The 17273-nt window shown below is 44.0% G+C and carries 14 protein-coding genes; 7 read left to right on the top strand and 7 right to left on the bottom strand.

Annotated elements, in window-relative coordinates; all coding sequences use genetic code 11:
• Positions 1-253: 253 nt before the first annotated feature.
• The 4 genes from meaB to CH373_RS06845 form a co-directional block, all read right to left on the bottom strand.
• On the bottom strand, positions 254-1303 hold the full coding sequence (gene meaB / locus CH373_RS06860) for a methylmalonyl Co-A mutase-associated GTPase MeaB (protein WP_100712661.1): 1050 nt from the start codon (positions 1301-1303) through the stop codon (positions 254-256).
• Complete coding sequence (gene scpA, locus CH373_RS06855; RefSeq protein ID WP_100712660.1) at positions 1296-3488, bottom strand: methylmalonyl-CoA mutase; 2193 nt, start codon at positions 3486-3488, stop codon at positions 1296-1298. The genes meaB and scpA overlap by 8 nt, the downstream gene beginning before the upstream one ends.
• Positions 3485-5368: a methylmalonyl-CoA mutase family protein gene (locus CH373_RS06850; RefSeq protein ID WP_100712659.1), complete on the bottom strand. Its 1884-nt coding sequence runs from the start codon at positions 5366-5368 to the stop codon at positions 3485-3487. The genes scpA and CH373_RS06850 overlap by 4 nt, the downstream gene beginning before the upstream one ends.
• A gap of 77 nt (positions 5369-5445) precedes the next feature.
• The gene (locus CH373_RS06845; RefSeq protein WP_100712658.1) at positions 5446-6441 is read right to left on the bottom strand and encodes a TerC family protein; all 996 of its coding nucleotides are present in this window, start codon (positions 6439-6441) and stop codon (positions 5446-5448) included.
• Positions 6442-6542: 101 nt separating this feature from the next.
• Between CH373_RS06845 and CH373_RS06840 the strand changes: the two genes are divergently transcribed.
• From CH373_RS06840 to CH373_RS06810, 7 genes are all read left to right on the top strand, one after another.
• Positions 6543-7169, top strand: coding sequence for a lysoplasmalogenase (locus CH373_RS06840; RefSeq protein WP_100712657.1), 627 nt, complete (start codon positions 6543-6545; stop codon positions 7167-7169).
• Between the two features lie 56 nt (positions 7170-7225).
• On the top strand, positions 7226-7996 hold the full coding sequence (locus CH373_RS06835; protein ID WP_100712656.1) for a ferritin-like domain-containing protein: 771 nt from the start codon (positions 7226-7228) through the stop codon (positions 7994-7996).
• A gap of 107 nt (positions 7997-8103) precedes the next feature.
• On the top strand, positions 8104-9249 hold the full coding sequence (locus CH373_RS06830) for an aminotransferase class V-fold PLP-dependent enzyme (RefSeq protein ID WP_100712655.1): 1146 nt from the start codon (positions 8104-8106) through the stop codon (positions 9247-9249).
• Positions 9250-9267: 18 nt separating this feature from the next.
• On the top strand, positions 9268-10233 hold the full coding sequence (locus tag CH373_RS06825) for a bile acid:sodium symporter family protein (RefSeq protein ID WP_100712654.1): 966 nt from the start codon (positions 9268-9270) through the stop codon (positions 10231-10233).
• 126 nt (positions 10234-10359) lie between these two features.
• The gene (gene rpmG, locus CH373_RS06820) at positions 10360-10512 is read left to right on the top strand and encodes a 50S ribosomal protein L33 (RefSeq protein WP_100712653.1); all 153 of its coding nucleotides are present in this window, start codon (positions 10360-10362) and stop codon (positions 10510-10512) included.
• A gap of 17 nt (positions 10513-10529) precedes the next feature.
• Positions 10530-10982: a TraR/DksA family transcriptional regulator gene (locus CH373_RS06815; RefSeq protein ID WP_100712652.1), complete on the top strand. Its 453-nt coding sequence runs from the start codon at positions 10530-10532 to the stop codon at positions 10980-10982.
• A 66-nt stretch (positions 10983-11048) separates the two neighbouring features.
• Positions 11049-13100 carry a hypothetical protein gene (locus CH373_RS06810; protein ID WP_341476342.1) on the top strand — a complete coding sequence of 684 codons (2052 nt, stop codon included), beginning with the start codon at positions 11049-11051 and terminating at the stop codon, positions 13098-13100.
• A 97-nt stretch (positions 13101-13197) separates the two neighbouring features.
• Here CH373_RS06810 and CH373_RS06805 read toward each other — a convergent pair whose 3' ends face one another.
• From CH373_RS06805 to CH373_RS06795, 3 genes are all read right to left on the bottom strand, one after another.
• Positions 13198-14568, bottom strand: coding sequence for a PrsW family glutamic-type intramembrane protease (locus CH373_RS06805; RefSeq protein ID WP_100712651.1), 1371 nt, complete (start codon positions 14566-14568; stop codon positions 13198-13200).
• A gap of 46 nt (positions 14569-14614) precedes the next feature.
• Complete coding sequence (locus CH373_RS06800) at positions 14615-16414, bottom strand: LruC domain-containing protein (protein ID WP_100712650.1); 1800 nt, start codon at positions 16412-16414, stop codon at positions 14615-14617.
• 67 nt (positions 16415-16481) lie between these two features.
• Positions 16482-17210, bottom strand: a complete 729-nt coding sequence (locus CH373_RS06795) for a ubiquinone/menaquinone biosynthesis methyltransferase (protein ID WP_100712920.1) — start codon at positions 17208-17210, stop codon at positions 16482-16484.
• Between the last annotated feature and the right edge of the window lie 63 nt (positions 17211-17273).

Below are 17273 nucleotides of genomic sequence, written 5' to 3'. Positions count from 1 at the left end.
CCTGCCTTAATTTTAGGACAAATTGACCGCTAAGGTACAACCTATTAATTTTTATTTTTCTATCCTGTCAATTCTATCCTATCTATGCAAAGGCCGGACAATTCGATTGTAGGAAAAAAAGAATTTTTCGAAATTTGGATTGATACCGTGGTCGGTGGTCGATTGAATTCTTCAAAAGATGAACAATTGTATATTACTATTTTGTAACATATAAAAATCCTTTGATGAGAAACTTTTGAAGTTTAGGATTTTTTTATCTACTATTCTTATACTTTGCTAATAGCGCTCTCGCAGCTCTGAAGGAACTGATTTTACCCTCAGTCACCGCATTTTCTGCTGAGATAAAATCGGATCCTAGTTTGAGTCTAAAATCTTCCAGAAGCATTGATTGAACGGATTCTTTTAGCCAGTACCTTGCTTGTTCCTTTCGTTTGTTTTGAAGCGTTCCGTTTTTTTGCACTTGTTCCACATAGGATAAAATTTCTGTCCAGACAGCCCCGATTCCGTTTCCGGTCAGAGCGGAACAGGTCAAAACTTCCGTGGGCACCCTTGATTCGTGAGGAGGCAAAAATCGAATCGCCGAGAGTGTTTCTGCCTTCGTGCGTTCCGAACGCGAAATATTGTCTCCGTCTGCTTTGGTGATCGCGATTAAATCCGCCATCTCCATGATTCCTCTCTTGATTCCTTGGAGCTCGTCTCCTGCGCCTGCAATCATTAGTAATAGAAAAACATCCACCATGGAATGGACTGCGGTTTCTGATTGGCCTACACCTACGGTTTCGACTAGCACTGTATCGAATCCGGCTGCCTCACAAAGGAAAATGGTTTCTCTCGTTTTTCTAGCGACCCCGCCCAAAGAATCTCCGGAGGGAGAAGGGCGAATATAGGCCCGTTCCCTTCGAGAAAGAGATTCCATTCTAGTCTTGTCTCCTAGGATGGATCCCTTGGATAATTGGGAAGAAGGATCGATCGTAAGTACTGCGATCTTTTTGCCTTGGTCTAGGACATGGTTCCCGAAAGATTCAATGAAGGTGCTTTTACCTACGCCCGGAATTCCGGTGATTCCAATTCGAATACTTTTACCGGAATGGGGAAGGCAACGGTCTAAAATTTGTTCCGCGAGATCATGGTGCTCGGGGAGTGTGCTTTCAATAAGAGTGATCGCTCTGCTCAACAGAACGATGTCTCCTCCTAATATGCCTTCTACGAAAGTCTCCAGATTTGGAAGGGACTTTTTTCGGATCGTGCCTCGCAAGAGGCTAGGTTCCCGAATCCCTTTTTCTGGATTCGGAGGTTCAGGCATGAACTTTGGCATCCTCCAAACTTTGGATCAAAAGTTCTAGGATATCCACTGCTGCTTTGGATATTTTTGTGCCTGGACCGAATATCCCATTCACTCCGGATTTGTAGAGGGTGTCATAATCTTGCTGAGGGATAACTCCTCCGGCAATCACTAGAATATCATCTCTTCCTAATTTCTTAAGTTCAGAGATCACTTGTGGCACTAAAGTCTTATGGCCTGCCGCAAGGCTGGAAATTCCAAGGATATGCACGTCGTTTTCCACTGCTTGCTTTGCTGCTTCCGCAGGTGTTTGGAAAAGAGGTCCTATATCTACGTCAAAGCCCATATCCGCAAAGCTGGTCGCGATCACTTTCGCTCCGCGGTCATGTCCGTCTTGGCCCATTTTAGCGACCATGATTCTGGGGCGTCTTCCTTCCATGTGTGAAAACTTATCCGATAATTCTTTCGCTCTCTTGAAATCTGGATCTGATTCTATTTCTGAGGAATATACTCCTGAAATAGAACGGATCGTAGCTTGGTATCTGCCGAATACTTTTTCCATAGCGTAAGAAATTTCTCCCAGAGAGGCTCTCTTGCGTGCAGCGTCCACTGCCAGATCTAGCAAATTCCCGGGTCCGCCTTCTGCGCATTTGGTGATTGCATTCAATGATGCTTCTACCGCGGCCGAGTCTCTGTTCTTTTTCATCTCTTTTAGTTTGCGGATCTGTGCTTCTCGAACCGCAGTATTATCGATATCTAATATATCTAAAGGATTTTCTTTTGCAGGCCTGTATCTATTGACTCCCACGATTACGTCTTTTCCGGAATCGATCCTTGCTTGTTTACGGGCGGCAGCTTCCTCGATTCTCATTTTTGGAATTCCGGTCTCGATTGCCTTTGCCATTCCGCCGAGTTTCTCCACTTCCTCGATGAGTTCCCAAGCCCTGTGGGCTAGATCATTGGTCAATGCCTCCACGTAATAGGATCCTCCCCAAGGATCCACGACTCTATGTATATTCGTTTCTTCCTGGAGATAGATCTGAGTATTTCTCGCGATTCGGGCAGAGAAATCCGTCGGAAGAGCGATCGCTTCGTCCAAAGCGTTTGTGTGCAAGGATTGAGTATGACCCAACGAGGCCGCGAGAGCTTCGATACAAGTACGAGCTACGTTATTGAATGGATCTTGTTCCGTAAGACTCCAGCCGGAGGTTTGGCAATGAGTTCGAAGTGCCAGGGATTTGGTGCTCTTAGGGTTGAACTGTTTTACGATTTTTGCCCAGAGCAATCTTCCGGCTCGCATCTTTGCGATTTCCATAAAGTGGCTCATTCCGATCGCCCAGAAAAAAGATAGCCTAGGAGCAAAACTATCCACATCCATTCCTGCATGGATTCCGGTTCGAATGTACTCCAGTCCGTCCGCGAGAGTATAAGCAAGTTCAATATCAGCAGTGGCACCAGCTTCTTGCATATGGTACCCGGAAATAGAGATAGAATTGAACTTGGGCATGTGATCGGAAGTATACTTGAAAATATCCGCGATGATCTTCATGGAAGGACCCGGCGGATAAATGTATGTATTACGAACCATGAATTCTTTTAGAATATCGTTCTGGATGGTTCCCGAAAGTTTGTCGGCGGATACTCCTTGTTCTTCTGCAGCTACAATATAAAATGCCATGGTCGGAATCACCGCGCCATTCATCGTCATGGAAACAGACATTTGATCCAAAGGAATTTGGTCGAAGAGTACTTTCATATCTAGGACCGAATCGATTGCGACTCCGGCTTTTCCTACATCTCCTAATACTCTTTCGTGGTCGGAGTCGTAACCTCTGTGGGTCGCTAAGTCAAACGCCACAGACAATCCTTTTTGTCCGGCGGCTAGATTCCTACGATAGAATGCGTTCGATTCTTCTGCGGTGGAAAATCCTGCATATTGACGAATGGTCCAAGGTTGCTGGACATACATCGTAGAATAAGGTCCTCTCAAGAAAGGTGGAATTCCAGCAGCATAATCGATATGTTCGAGAGATTTTGCATCTTCGGGAGTGTAGACCGGTTTGATCGGAAGTTTTTCTGGTGTATTCCAAAGGATGGAATTCATATCAGAAAGACCTAACTCATCCAAAGCTTTTTTAGACCACTCTCCTATCTGAGTAGTGTTTGCTGGTTTTGGCTGTTTGCGATTAAACTTCGGTCTTTTCATTGGAATCCTAGTTTCTTTTGGAGATCCGATAAAGTCTCCAGCAGGTTCGATTTTGCATGAATGTATCCGGTAATTCCTAATGCATTTAATTCTTCGATCTTATCTTTTGGATAACCAGCAATCAATGCAATTCGAATCGATTGCTTGGAAGTTTGCGGTAGGATCTCCTTCACCCAATTCGGATATTCTTCGTCTGCGGAACAGAATACGATACCGTCCGGTTTCAATTCTTTGATTTGTGCGATTACATTTTCTGAGCTTGCAAAGCTTCCTGGATCGATTACTTCGAATCCTGCGCATCCCAAAAAGTTGAGCACAAAAATTGCGCGGGCCTTTTGCATCTTCAGGTCACCCAAGGGTAGCAATAATACTTTGAGTTTTCGACTGTTTGCTTTTTCCCAGTCTTCGGTTTTTTTGCGGATATGTTCCAAAGAATCTCCCGCAAAGAAATCGGGGATCGCCTCGCAAACTTCTTCTCCTGAGACAGATTCCAAAGGTTTCATCCGGATCGACTTATTCAATTCGGAGACTTCGATTCTATCTTTCAAATTCGGGTACTGATTTGTACCTAAGAGGATGGACTTTCTAGTGGAATAATTTTCTTCTTTTTGTTTTCTAGAATCTTTAATACGAGACTGTATTTTACCGGACTTCAAAGAAGAAGTAAAGCCGCCTTCCTCTTCTATATCACAGAATAAGTCCCAAGCTTTCTCTATTAGATTTTCTGTAAGTGATTCCAAATAGTAGGAACCTGAAGCTGGATCCACTACCTTGTCCAAATAGGACTCGTGCTTCATCAAAAGCTGAATGTTTCTAGCAATCCGTAAAGAGAAAGAGTCACCCGGGTGGAGCAAATGATCGAAAGGAAGCACTGAGATGATTTCACATCCACCGATTGCTGCAGACATCGCTTCGGTTGTACCGCGTAGAAGGTTATTGTACACATCGTAGATTCCGAAATTGAATCTAGAAGTCTCAGCGGTAATGAACGGCAGAGACTTTTCTCCGGTTTCTGAGGAATAGGAGCGAAAGATTTCGGACCATAATGTTCTGGCCGCTCGGAACTTTGCGATCTGTAAAAAGTAATCCGGGCCGATCGTGAATTGGAATAAGGTTTGAGAATTAGAAACTGCCGGATCAATTCCAGCCTCAGAAAGTTGGAAAAGATATTCTGCACCTAGGGAAAGAGTGAAGGCGAGTTCTTGCACAATCGTTGCGCCTGCATCCGAAAATGTGGACGAATGTACGGTCAGTGCTCTAAAGTGAGGCCATTTGTTTGCGGTCTCTTGTAAAATTGGTGAGAGGCTTTTGATCCCATGACCCCCAGATCTGCCATGTCTGGCTAGAATTCGAATCGGATCGTAACCTAAGCCACCCACGATGTTTTGGGATTTTGGAAGCCAAGAATATATTTCGGGAGAAAGTTCCTCTGCTACAAAATGAACTGTGGTTTCTGCAAGAGGAATGTCGGAGAGTAGTTTTTCTAGATCCGCTTTTGATTGGATCGGGATTCCTTTTCTTCCGCTCGTTTTGTTCTGGATCACAAAGCCGATCGAAGACACTCCGTTGGCGATCGCTTCCGAAGCTAGAATTTTTGCAGTTTCGATATCAGAAGAATCTATATCCTGTCGAATGCTCCAGTCATTGACGAGCTTTCTTGTGGATCGAGTAAATGGAAATACTCCGGGTAAATTGGAAGTAAGATCTTCCTTTCCATTTAGGTCTTCTTTTCTGTAGAATGGCTGAACCTTAAAACCTTCTTCGGTTTGCCAAACTAGCTTTTTTTCAAAATCGGCTCCTTTTAAATCTTTTTGAATCAGAGCCAACCATTCTTCCGTTTTTACCGGAGGAAATTCTTGGAACAATTTTTGGAAATTCATTCGAGAGCTTTGCCCACAACCTTTCGACTACTCCCTTCTAGGGATTCGTCGCGAAGCCTGGTGTAAAGCGGAAAACCCTAGTGCTTTCCTTTTTTCGTCTTGAAATAATGAGGAAGAGAGGACAGTACAGAAACAACCAAGGTTCCGACGATTACCGCAAGCGAGACTTCAATGGATATATGGATTTCTTTTCCCCAAAGATAAGGAGAGAATGCGGGAAGCAGCAATTTCGCTCCCACGAATGCGAGTAGCAATGCGACCCCCTTTTTTAGATAGATAAAAAGTTCCATGATCCCGCCTAGCAAGAAGAACAGAGACCTCAGTCCCAGGATCGCGAATACGTTGGAAGTGTAGATAATGAAGCTGTCCTGAGTGATGGAAAAAATCGCAGGAATCGAATCCGCCGCAAATAGTATGTCCGAGAATTCTACGATCAGTACGACCAAGAATGTGGAAGTGAAAACCATCTTTCCGTGTTCTTTTACCATCAGCTTTTCGGGATGGTGCACGTGAGTCATGGGCAGAACTTTTTTCGCGTACTTTAAGATTTTCATTTTTTCCGGATGGAAATCCTCTTCGTCGTCTACGTGAAAGAACATTTTCCATGCGGAGTATAACAGTAATACTCCGAAAAAGTAGAGCACCCAGTGGAATCTCGAAACTAGTTCTGCTCCGGAAAAAATCATAAGACCGCGAAATACGAGAGCTCCGATGATTCCCCATTTCAGTACCATGGGTTGGTACTGAGGTTGCACTTTGAATTTAGAGAACACCATGATGAAAACAAAAAGGTTGTCGATGGATAAGGAATATTCCAATAAATACCCGGCGAGAAATTCCAGAGTCTTTTCTTTTGCGAATTCCGGGCGAGCAGGATCCTCGTGGAAAATATAAACTAACAGTGAAAAGGCAAGCGCCAAGGAAACCCAAAAAAGTGTCCAGGAACCGGATTCTCTCAGGGTTTGTTTGTGCGCTCTTTTGTTTAAAACGAATAAATCTATATAGATAAGTGTGAAGATTAGAACTGCAAAAATGAGAAAAAGAGTAGTATCTTTTTGACTAAAGGAGAGCATTCGGGTTCCTCAATCTAAAACTTGTTAATGGACGACAAGGATCCTCACGTTACGTAGATTGACAATCTCAAATCTGTAGTTTCGACTTTTGGCGGAGATTTATGCTTAGGATTTTCTATCTTATTTTGTGCTCTTTGCATTTGTTGGTGTTGGTTTTTTTCTCGGAAATTTTTGCACTCAGGCTTTTGAGCAAGATATTGCCGATTGTGCTTTTGATTTTTGCTTTAGTACAAGAAAAAAGAACCAAGACAAAACTTGGAATTTGGATCGGAATCGGGCTTGTATTTTCTCTAATCGGAGACACCATCTTAGCACTTCCAGATCGAGTTTTTGTGCTCGGGTTGGCTAGCTTTTTAATCACACAAATTTGTTATACGTTCGCATTTTCCTTACATAGTTCTCTCCATTTGTGGAGGCTCCTTCCTTTTCTCGTTTTCGGAATTCTATATTATGCATGGCTGTTAGGTGGAATTCCTGCGTCGATGCAAATTCCGGTCGCATTTTATGTTTTAGCGATTTGCACAATGGGATGGAGATCCGCAGCTAGAGAAGTTTCTAAAAAGAAATGGATTCTTTCTCTGAGCGGTGCTTCTATTTTTATCGTTTCCGACGCTCTCATCGCACTCGGACAATTTACCTCAATAAAAATTCCATTTCACGGAATTGCGATCATGGGGACTTACTACTTGGCGCAATATTTGATTTTCGAATCCACAAAAGAAGAATAAAATTCTTATTGAACCTCAAATGAAAATCTTTAGAATTGTCGGCACCGGAGAAACGTATGAGTATTAAACCCCTCAAGGAGACAACCTTTCTCGAAGCAGTTGCGGCTGCGATCCAACATGAGAAAGATTACTTTGAATTTTACATGAATACCTACGAAAAGCTACCACCTGGTAGAACCAGAGAGCTTTTTGAAAATTTAGCGGAAGAAGTGGATGAGCATATACAATTCATTACCGAACTGTATAAGGATGCTGAGGGGGAAGAACTTCCGAATCTAAAACAATTGGCGGCGATTCATAAGTTTCACCAAACAACGATTCAAAAACTAATGCACAAACTGGACAGACAGATTATGGGTCCAGGTTCCAGAAACGCGCACGAGGCGTTGGAACTCGCGATTCGAGAGGCTGAAAATTCGGTCGCATTCTACGACAAACTCACCACCAAGTTCACTGATCCGAATATCAGGCTTTTGTTTTCTAAACTGATGGAATACAGCAAAAACTACCAGTCCCTGCTCGAAGCAGAGCAAAATGCTTTGGACCAGACTTCTTCCGGAAGGGGAGCATATTTCTGGGATGAGCAAGCCGAAGAATTAGCCAAAGTTGTGGAAGGTCCTTCCAGCGCAAAATCAGCCGGAAAGTCCAAGTCTCTCGCAAAACCAAAGGCAGCAAAAACTGCCGCAAAGAAAGCTGCACCTAAAAAGGCGAAGCCTGCGGCTAAGAAAAAGGCTGCGGCCAAACCTAAAGCTGCAGCTCCTAAAAAGAAAAGTGCCGCCAAAAAACCTGCTCCTAAAAAGAAAGCTGGCGCAAAGAAAAAAAGATAATCCTATAGGACTTAACGATAGGGGGAGGTTGAAAGCCTCCTCCGTTTATCGTTTTGGAGCAAAAAAAGGTTTTTTCTCCTAGTTTCCTTTCCTAATCTGGACCCAGAATGAAAACGAAACCTGCATTCGATTGGGCCAAAATCCAAGAAATCTATCCGATCAATCGAGAAATGATCTGGTTGAATAATTGCGGTACGACTCCTTGCAATACTGAGACAATTCGAGCGCTCAATGAATATCTGGAAGGATACTCAAAACGAGGGGGCCTAACGGATGTAAGGCGCTATCCTTCGGTAAAAAAGGCGATACGCACTATTTTGTCGGAACTTTTAGGTTGCGATCCGGAAGAACTTTCGCTGATCCATCATACCAATGAAGGAATGAATTTTATCTCTCTCGGTCTCAAGCTAAAGGCCGGGGACGAAATCTTACTTCTAGAAAACGAGTATCCTTCTAATATTTATCCTTGGGAGCACTGGAGAGATAGGGGAGTGTCCATATCCTCTGTTCCTATGTCCGAAACTCCTGAAGGTTTTCTGGAGAATCTGAAAGCGTCGATTACCGCAAACACAAAAGTGGTCTCATTGTCTGCGGTCCACTGGTGTACCGGTATGCCTTTCCCTCTCGAAGAGATCGGGAGTATATTAAAAGATCGTAATATTGAATTCGTATTAGATGGTGCGCAGGGAGTAGGCTTGCTCCCAGTGAAACCTCGGGAGTTCGGCATCTCGTATATGTCCTTTCCTGCCTGGAAGTGGCTACTGGGTCCGCTCGGGTTAGGTGTGCTTTATGTGGCAAAGGAAAAACTGGAAAATCTGTACTTTCCTTTCAAGGGGACGAGCTCGGTAGTCAACGACGAAGTTTATCTGCCGTATCGAGAAGAACTGAAAGGTACTGACCGTTACGAGATTTCTACGGTGAATTTTATCGATTGGGTCTATTTTCAGTCCACTTTGGAAATGTTAAACGACATCACTTTCCCGATCGTGATGAACCGAGTCTACGAAATAGCTGATTATCTTTCCGAAAGATTGCGAGAAGCAGGCTGGAAACTTGCCTCAGACCATTTTCCTGATTTCAAAACTGGAATCGTGGTGGCGGAAAAGGAAGGAACCTCTGCGGAAGAAGTCGTGCACAATCTGAAGAAAAACGGAGTGATGTGCGCCTATCGATTGGGAAGAGTGAGATTTTCTCCGCATATCTATAATACGAAGGAACAGATTGGACGCGTCCTAGAATTGCTTCCGAAATAAAACGGTTCGGCTATTCAGTTGGAAAAGATTTTCGAAAAAGCATCCCTTTTGTTTCCGCTCTGGGTACTGCTCGGTGCGATCCTAAGTTGGATCCTCCCTGAGTGGATCTCTTGGTTCCAAGGACCTTGGATTACTTATGGCCTTGGGATTACGATGCTCGGTATGGGAATCACTCTGGTTCCGGATGATTTTAAAAGAATCGCCTCCGCTCCGAAACCCGTTTTGATCGGAGTGCTTGCTCAGTACACGGTCATGCCGATTTCCGGCTGGGTGATCGGAAATCTGGGAAATTTGCCGGAACCTCTTGCGACCGGACTCATCTTGGTCTCTTGCTGTCCGGGTGGGGTGGCCTCTAATGTGATCACATTCCTTGCCAGAGGGGATGTCGCGCTTTCCGTAACGATGACTGCAATTTCTACTTTGCTCGCGGTTGTAATGACTCCGGCTCTGACTTTATTGCTAGTCGGCAGTACTGTTCCGGTAAAACCTGAAAAACTGTTTCTGAGTACTTTCGAAGTGATTTTACTCCCGGTCATTTTAGGTCTGTTGTTGAATGTCTATCTGCCCAGAGCGGCTCGGACCCTGAAAAAGGTTTCTCCCTTAGTTGCAGTTGTATTGATCACATTGATCGTTTCTTCTGTAATTGGTTCCAGCAAGCAGTCCTTGCTAGAATCTGGAGGGAAGCTCGTAGTTTGCGTATTTTTGCTCCATATTTCCGGATATTTTTTTGGGTACTGGATCGGAAAATGGAGCACTCGTAATTCCATTTTTGCCAGGACGATCTCTATCGAAGTAGGCATGCAAAACAGTGCTTTGGGTGTAGCACTTGCTCAAAATAATTTTCAGAATCCGATCGTGGCAGTCCCTGCGGCGCTTTCTAGCTTTGTACATTCTGTGATCGGAAGTATTCTTGCTGGAATTTGGAGGAGAACCGCTCGGAGTTCAGAAGAGGAAATTTCGGAAGTTTCTGTCGATCTTCCTTGATTTTTCGGACCGTTTTTTTTTTATTGCAGATGCAGTCCTTCCCCGTCTAAATTTTCCGGGCTTCTAAACTGAAATCGCAGGAGAATAGGGATTTAGGGCTAATTTTTTGGGTAAGACGAACCTACCATGAGAGAGATCATAAAACTGACCTGTCAGGATTGTAAGAAGAATTCTTATTTCCAGACTAAGAACAAAAAGACGAAATCTGAAAAGCTAGTCACGAAAAAATTCTGTAAATTCTGCCGGAAACACGTCGAACATAAGGAATCCAAGGTTTAAGAAACCGAGCAATTCGTATGGTGGCTAAGAAACAAGCATATGACAAAAAGGTCCTTACTGAGATTAAGGACCTATTATTGGAGCGGAAAACCGCTCTATTAGAGAAGTATGCGAAGTGGGAAGACAATAGCAAACCATCCGGATTGAAGGAAATGGGCGATATCGCGGATATCGCCTCTGAAATTAACGAAGAAACCTTAAGTTCTGTATTGAGCGAAGCGGAAATACAAACAATTCGTGAGATCGATTCTGCTTTAGAAAAAATTGAAGATGGCACGTACGGAATTTGCGAAGGCACTGGGAAAAAAATCCCACTCGCTCGTTTGAAAGCGATTCCGTGGACTCGCTATACTGTAGAGTATGCGGAAGCCATTTCCAAACACCGCGCTTCTGGTAAAAAAAGCCCAGCCTCGGCGACACTTACCGGTACCTACAAAATTCCTACCGATTTAGATTCCCTAGAAGATTAATCTTCTTCCTATTTCGATTCTTTTTTCGATTGAAATCTACCTGAATTTCTGGAGCATTTCCTATTCGTGCCCCGAATATTCGCTCGATTACGGCCACTTAGAACACCAACTTTCCTAACCTTACTGTTTGCTGTTTTCTTAACGTACTTGCTCCTTAGGTGGACCTTGCTCGTAAGAAATCCGGAAGCGAATCTTGGATTGGCGTGGATCCAATTCTTGGCAGGGTGTCTCCCGAACTTTTATCATCGCAAAACAGGGCGAATTTGGACCGTAGCTCTTGTACTACTTGCTCCAGGGCTACTGTCCTCTGTAGAGACCGGTTTTCTCTGGGTCAACTCATTGTTAGCCGGTGCCACCTTTGGAGTGTTTTTAAGACAGTATGTTTCTACTTTTTACGGGCATTCTACCAATGACGAAGATCCTGTACTGAGATATTTTTATATCAACAGGCCCTACAAGAACTCGCTTTCATTTACCGAGAACCCAAAGACCGGCTTACTCGTTTTGCTTTTGGCCTGTATTTTGGAAAGAATCCTCCATTATTTCGGTACTAGTTCCTTCACTCATCTGATGCTACCGGATACTGAATACTCGTCAGGGGTTTCGTCCAAGTACGCGTTCGCTCTGACTCTGGACGGGATCGGTATTTGGCTTTCTTCCGTGGTCTATTTTATGGCAGAGGAGATCAGTTCTCACGATACGGATCCTCCTGTAAAGCATTGGAGGCAGGGACTTGCACTCGGATTTGCCGGAAATCTAATATTAGGATGTTTGCAAGCGCTCAGTGGCGATACGAACTTTCCGTTTACTCCTGGAAATGCGGAAACCTTTGGAGTCACCGGGTTTTTTCCAGATGCAAATTCCTTCAATCTCGGAATGCCGATTTTAGCGAGCGTATTGTTTTATTATATTCATAGCAGAAGCTGGAGACTTTATTCCAGGGTTTTCTTGAGCGCCGTGATTCTCATTCCACTCTTCATCGCGGGGAGATATTCTGGCACGGTCTATTGGATTTTACTAATTCTTCAAGTCGGAATGGTGGTAGGTCTTGCCTATCGAAGAATGGTTCGGAATAGGATCTTAAAGTATGCCTTTTTTCCGATTGTAGCGGCTTGCACTCTTCTGGTTCTGATCGGAGTAGGTTGGCTTGGAAAATGGGAATGGACTCCCACTGCCTGGCAGGTACTCCACGAAGATTTTGTAAATGCCTGGACCAAGGGAAAAGGTTTTTCCAAGCTCCTAGAATTTTATTGGAAAGACGGATGGGTCCAAACTCTCTCCGCCTGGAACTGGTTTAAGGAGGCTCCTGTATTCGGCCAAGGATTCGGAGGTTTTGCTCTACACTGGATTGAATTAGGACCCAGGGGTGCGTTTCCTCAACTTGGTTGGCAGGACTTTCAACTGTCTTCTTGGATATTGATGATGGAAGAGGGCGGAGTCTTTTTCTTTCTCTTATTTGGTGCCTGGATTGGACTTGAGGCTTTTCAAAGAGGTCACGCTTGGACTTTGCTGTTGCTTTTGTTTCCGGTCACTTTCTATTCTCCTTGGACCGGTGGAGCCGGAATTCTAGGCTTTTTGGTTTTTTGGATCTTGGGATCTTCTCAACCTAGTACGAAAGAACTTCCTAAATGGTGGATTGTTCCTGTATTCAATTTGGTCTGTCTACTCTTCGGATTGATTCTTGGAGTAAAGACACTGATTTCCTTATCTTCCAAGGCACAAGGTGCTGAGTTCCGTTACGAGGAGAGAAAGACATTCCAACTTTCCGCAAAAGAAAAGTATGTTTCCAAGTACGGTTCTAAGTTCCACGCGTTCCGTTCAGGTGTCTCTTGGGTGATCGGAGACAAGGGGAGTCTGAATTTTAGGGTAGCTCTTTCGGATGACCCGAAACCTGGAAAGCCAGTTTATATTCGTTGGAAATTCTGGGATCAGGCAGGTGTGGAACTACAAGCTAGGAGCATTCCTCTGAACGGAAGTACTGGCCAAGTTTCTCTCTCTGTTCCGAGTGGTGCGAAGTTTTTGAGCGCGGAGATCATGAGAATTTCTCTGCTCGAGGCCGGGCCGAACGAATTCTTTGTGTCAACCGATGATTTTGACGGACTGAATCGAATTCGATAGAAGCCAAGTCGAACTTAGGACTTCGCTGAACAAATCCGGTTGTGTTGAAGATTCGATCCTGAGCCATAGATAATTTAGAGGATCGTATTTTTATAATTTATTCTTTTCTAAGGAAGACGGTTAAACTATTTCGAATTTGCTGTCGGATGCGAACGCTCCAACGCCAGAGCAAAAGCCGGAACGGTACTTTCGGAAATCTGTAGAGAGCGCCGCTTTCGAACTGAGGATCGTCCGGGCGAAAGTTTTTCCAAACTGGAATCGCTAAAATGTTCTGAAACGTTCTTCCTGCTACGTAAAAGGAAACAAAAAGGGGAATTCCTAATTCTGGCTCTCGAATTACGGGCGAATAAAATCCTCTTCTGGAAAGTGAGTATGCTAACGTGGATTCTGCATCTTCTTCTTTTCCGAGGTTTACGGATAAAAACAGTGGAATTTTTAGGATTCTTTCCCGGAAGAAAGAGGGGTTGAGTATCCCGCGGAGTAGGAATAGAATTCCTAACCACGCAGGATATTCCATAAACAATGCAATGAATAACAGGAAATCGATATTTTCAAGATAGTAAGGGATTAACTCAGGAGTAAAGAAATAGAAATTTGCGCAGAAAATCGGAATCCCGAAAAGCAAAATCGAAATCAAGGTCCTCCCTGGGGATAGAGGGCGGAATGCCGGTACGACTCTGACCTTCTCTTTGGATTGCGCCGATCTCATCCAGGAATCGTATCTAGAATACTTTTGAATGATTTTGTAATCGTCGATGAATAGTCCTCCGGCCTGCAAAATTTCGAAGGGCAGGGTGACCTGAGACTGCACCATCAATACCTCTAAAATGATAAAGGCCACTCCTAGCAGGATAGGTACGAATAAAATTCCTTCTCCGGAACCTATTAATAATCTATTATATACTCCGTGCAGCAAAACAATCCCCAAAAACCAGAAGATCGTTTCTATATTCTTCAGAAAGGATTTGCGCGATTGCTGGTTCTGCAGCAAAATGAAACCTAGAATACCACCCAAGAAAGTATGTAAAGGTAGAGAGGTGCCTGCCCGAAGTAGGCTCGGCCAAAACTCCAGTTTGAAAGAATAGAAAACGTTTTCGATACAACCAAAAGAAGCACCCAAAGTTAAGCCAAAGTACAGTCCGTCCGCCAAGCTTGCCGAGGGTTTTACTTTTCTGAGATACCAGAGCGCGAGTGCTACCTTGGAAACTTCTTCGGGAAGTGCTCCTGCAAAAATTGCCTGTGAAAATGGAGAGAGCTTCGGAAACAGATCGAATACCGCTGCCTCCCAAATGAGCGCGATGCCGGTCGCGAACATTCCTGAATAAAATGCTGTGATGGAAACTAGAGGTTCGTGACCAGAATAATAAGTTCTACGGTAAAAGTCCCAGTAGAAAACAGCCGCAGAGACCGTAGCAAATAATTTCCAAAGAATAGGCCAGAGTTCCGAAGCGTACGACAAAAAGGGCATCGCCAGACTAGTATCGGCCGATGCCCTTTGAAAAGTAACCTAGGAATTAAGCTCTAATTAAGTGCTTTCTTTTTAGGATGTAAAGCGCTGCCCCTGCTGCCAACAATAGCCCGACAGCGTAAATCAAGGCGTAATGTTTTACGGAAAGGTAAAGGTAACCGAGCAATCCAGCCGGATCCGGGACAGGGAATACTAGACTATCGTTGCTGATATGGTTGTACCATTCTTTGTATTCTTTTCCGTTAGAGGCTGCCCAAAGTGCGAACTCGGAATATCCGGTTTCGGAAGGTTTACGAATGTCTTTGTGCTCGTAAGGATATTTCCAAGCGCCAGGGATTAGGATAGCCCAAGGGAATCCTGTTTTATCTAGGTAAGGATCGCTTCCATCCGCATTTTTGAATAAGCCTGGAAGATGGATATTCTGCTTGGTGTTGATCACGTATGCATACAGGTCATAGGGAAATGCACCTATGCTGGTTCTTGCTACAGGAGAATTGAAAACAAACTCTACGGTCGCTGTGAATCCAGGTTTGAAAACATCTCCCGGATGAACGTTTTGGTTGCGAATCGTAGTATTCGAATCCGGAAAGATTTCAAAGCCAGTAGCCAAGTCGTTCGCAGTGACTTGTACGGTTTTTTCTTCCTCTACCTTTCCACTTGCTTGTGTAAGTTTATAGGTGACGGATGCTCCTGTGCCGACAGGCAAACGAACATAGAGTTTGTGTCTGTATCCAGCGCCTTTTGCCACGTGAGCATAAGTTCCTCTGAGTCGAACGATTTTACCAGATGCATTCAGATCTTCTTGGTTTTTGAACTGAATTACGTAGTCGTTTAAGTCCGCGTCTCCTGGAGTAGGATACTGATCCTCGAAAGCAATCGTATATACTCCTTCGCTTGGATAAAGAAGTTCTGTGGATCTAGTAGGATCATCCGGATAAATATCAGTACTGTTCGGAACTCCGTCATTATCCGAATCTGCGACTTGATTTGCAGGTAGATTGATTTCGTAGCGGATCGTACGATTGATTCCGAGCACATTCGTAAGATCAATGTATTGAGAAATGGAATCTCCACCGATTGAAATATCTACGGTAATATTTCCGACAGAAGTAGGAACTGTAAGAATTCCTGTGACCTTACCGTTTGAATCAGAAACTCCCTGAAATAGTAAATTGCTGTTTTCGTCATAGACCAGAACCGTAGCACCGCTCACAGTCTGATCCTGGTTATTCACTACGGTAAGATTTAGTGGAATGTTCTGAGTTGTGTTGTAATTGAAATCTGGTTCACCCTTAGGGTCATCTACAACTACGACTGCAACTACATCAGATGCAGGTGGCTGGGTGTTTCCTGTACCGGTGTCTGCAGGAGTCTCGCTACCTGAGTCGCTTTCATTTCCGCTAGCCACTTCGTCGGAGCCACCAGAACTTGTATTACCTGAATTAGAATTGTCGGAACTTGGCTCGGTTCCAGAGGAAGTGCCTGGAGAACCGGATCCTCCCCCAGAACTAGTAGTATTGTCCCCGCCAGAATTAGAATTAGAGGCTTCTGAACCTCCGCCTGAATTACTGGTAGAACCACTCGGAGAGGTAGTGCCGGAATTTCCTGAATTAGAATTGTCGGTAGAATTTGTCGGAACTTCGACGCCTGGTGCCGGGTTCCCATTTCCGTCCCCTGGGACGAACACTACTCCTGAGCTTCCTGTATTTCCGGAAGTTCCGGAGGAAGAACCTGTACTGTTTGTATTTACAAGATCTAGGAAGGGTAATAAAAACATACCTTTCTTTTTGTGATTACACTGAAAGGTCAAAGAGGCGATAAACGCCAGGAGTAAGATTCGATTCATTGTTTTGAAATCCTATTTTTGGGGTTACTTAGTAGTTGTAGGACTACGGAAATAAGGATTTACCACGTTAGCGAAGCGGTTTTTTGCCCAGATGGAGTGCAACGTTCCCGAATACGAAGTTTCTGTATCGAACGTCTAGAAAGCCTGTCTGCTCTAAGTGTGCCTTAAGAGATTCTTGGTCAGGATAGTTGAGAGAGGAAACCGGCAAGTAATCAAACATTTCATTTTTCCCTCCCCAGATCAGATAGCCTAGCAAGGGCACAATCTTGAAAAAGTAAAAGTTCGCAAGGTTGGAGATGATCGGACTCTTCACCTTTCCTACATCTAAGTTTGCAAATACTCCACCAGGCTTTAGGATTCTATAGATTTCTGACAATGCCTTGGGAAGATTGTCTACATTTCTAAGCCCGAATCCTATGCTCACCGCATCCAATGAGTTGTTCGGAACTGATTTCAAGTTTGTAGCATCTTCTATTTTGAGAACTGCGCGCCCGCTCGAAATCGGTTCTTTTAATCTGGACTTTGCAATTTCGAGCATCTCACTGGAAAAATCGATGCATAAGAGCGAATCTACTCTTTTGGATTTGTGAAATCGAAGGCTGATATCTCCAGTTCCACAGCATAAATCCAATACTGCAAGTTGGCCTTTTGTTTCTTTCTCCACTTCCTTGACCAAATGGTTCTTCCAGATTCTGTGCAGAAAAAAGCTATTGAGGTCGTTGAACAAATCATACTTTCTTGCGATTTGGTTGAAATTTTCCTTCACGAAACTTGCTTTCGTATCTGTGGAAGGCATTTGAAAGGAGGACATTTCCCACAGAATTTTTCGGAAATCGACTTTGGCAAGAGGGATTTGGAA

The organism is Leptospira perolatii (assembly GCF_002811875.1).
GTDB classification, from domain to species: domain Bacteria; phylum Spirochaetota; class Leptospiria; order Leptospirales; family Leptospiraceae; genus Leptospira_B; species Leptospira_B perolatii.
This window is presented reverse-complemented; position numbering and strand designations above follow the sequence as displayed.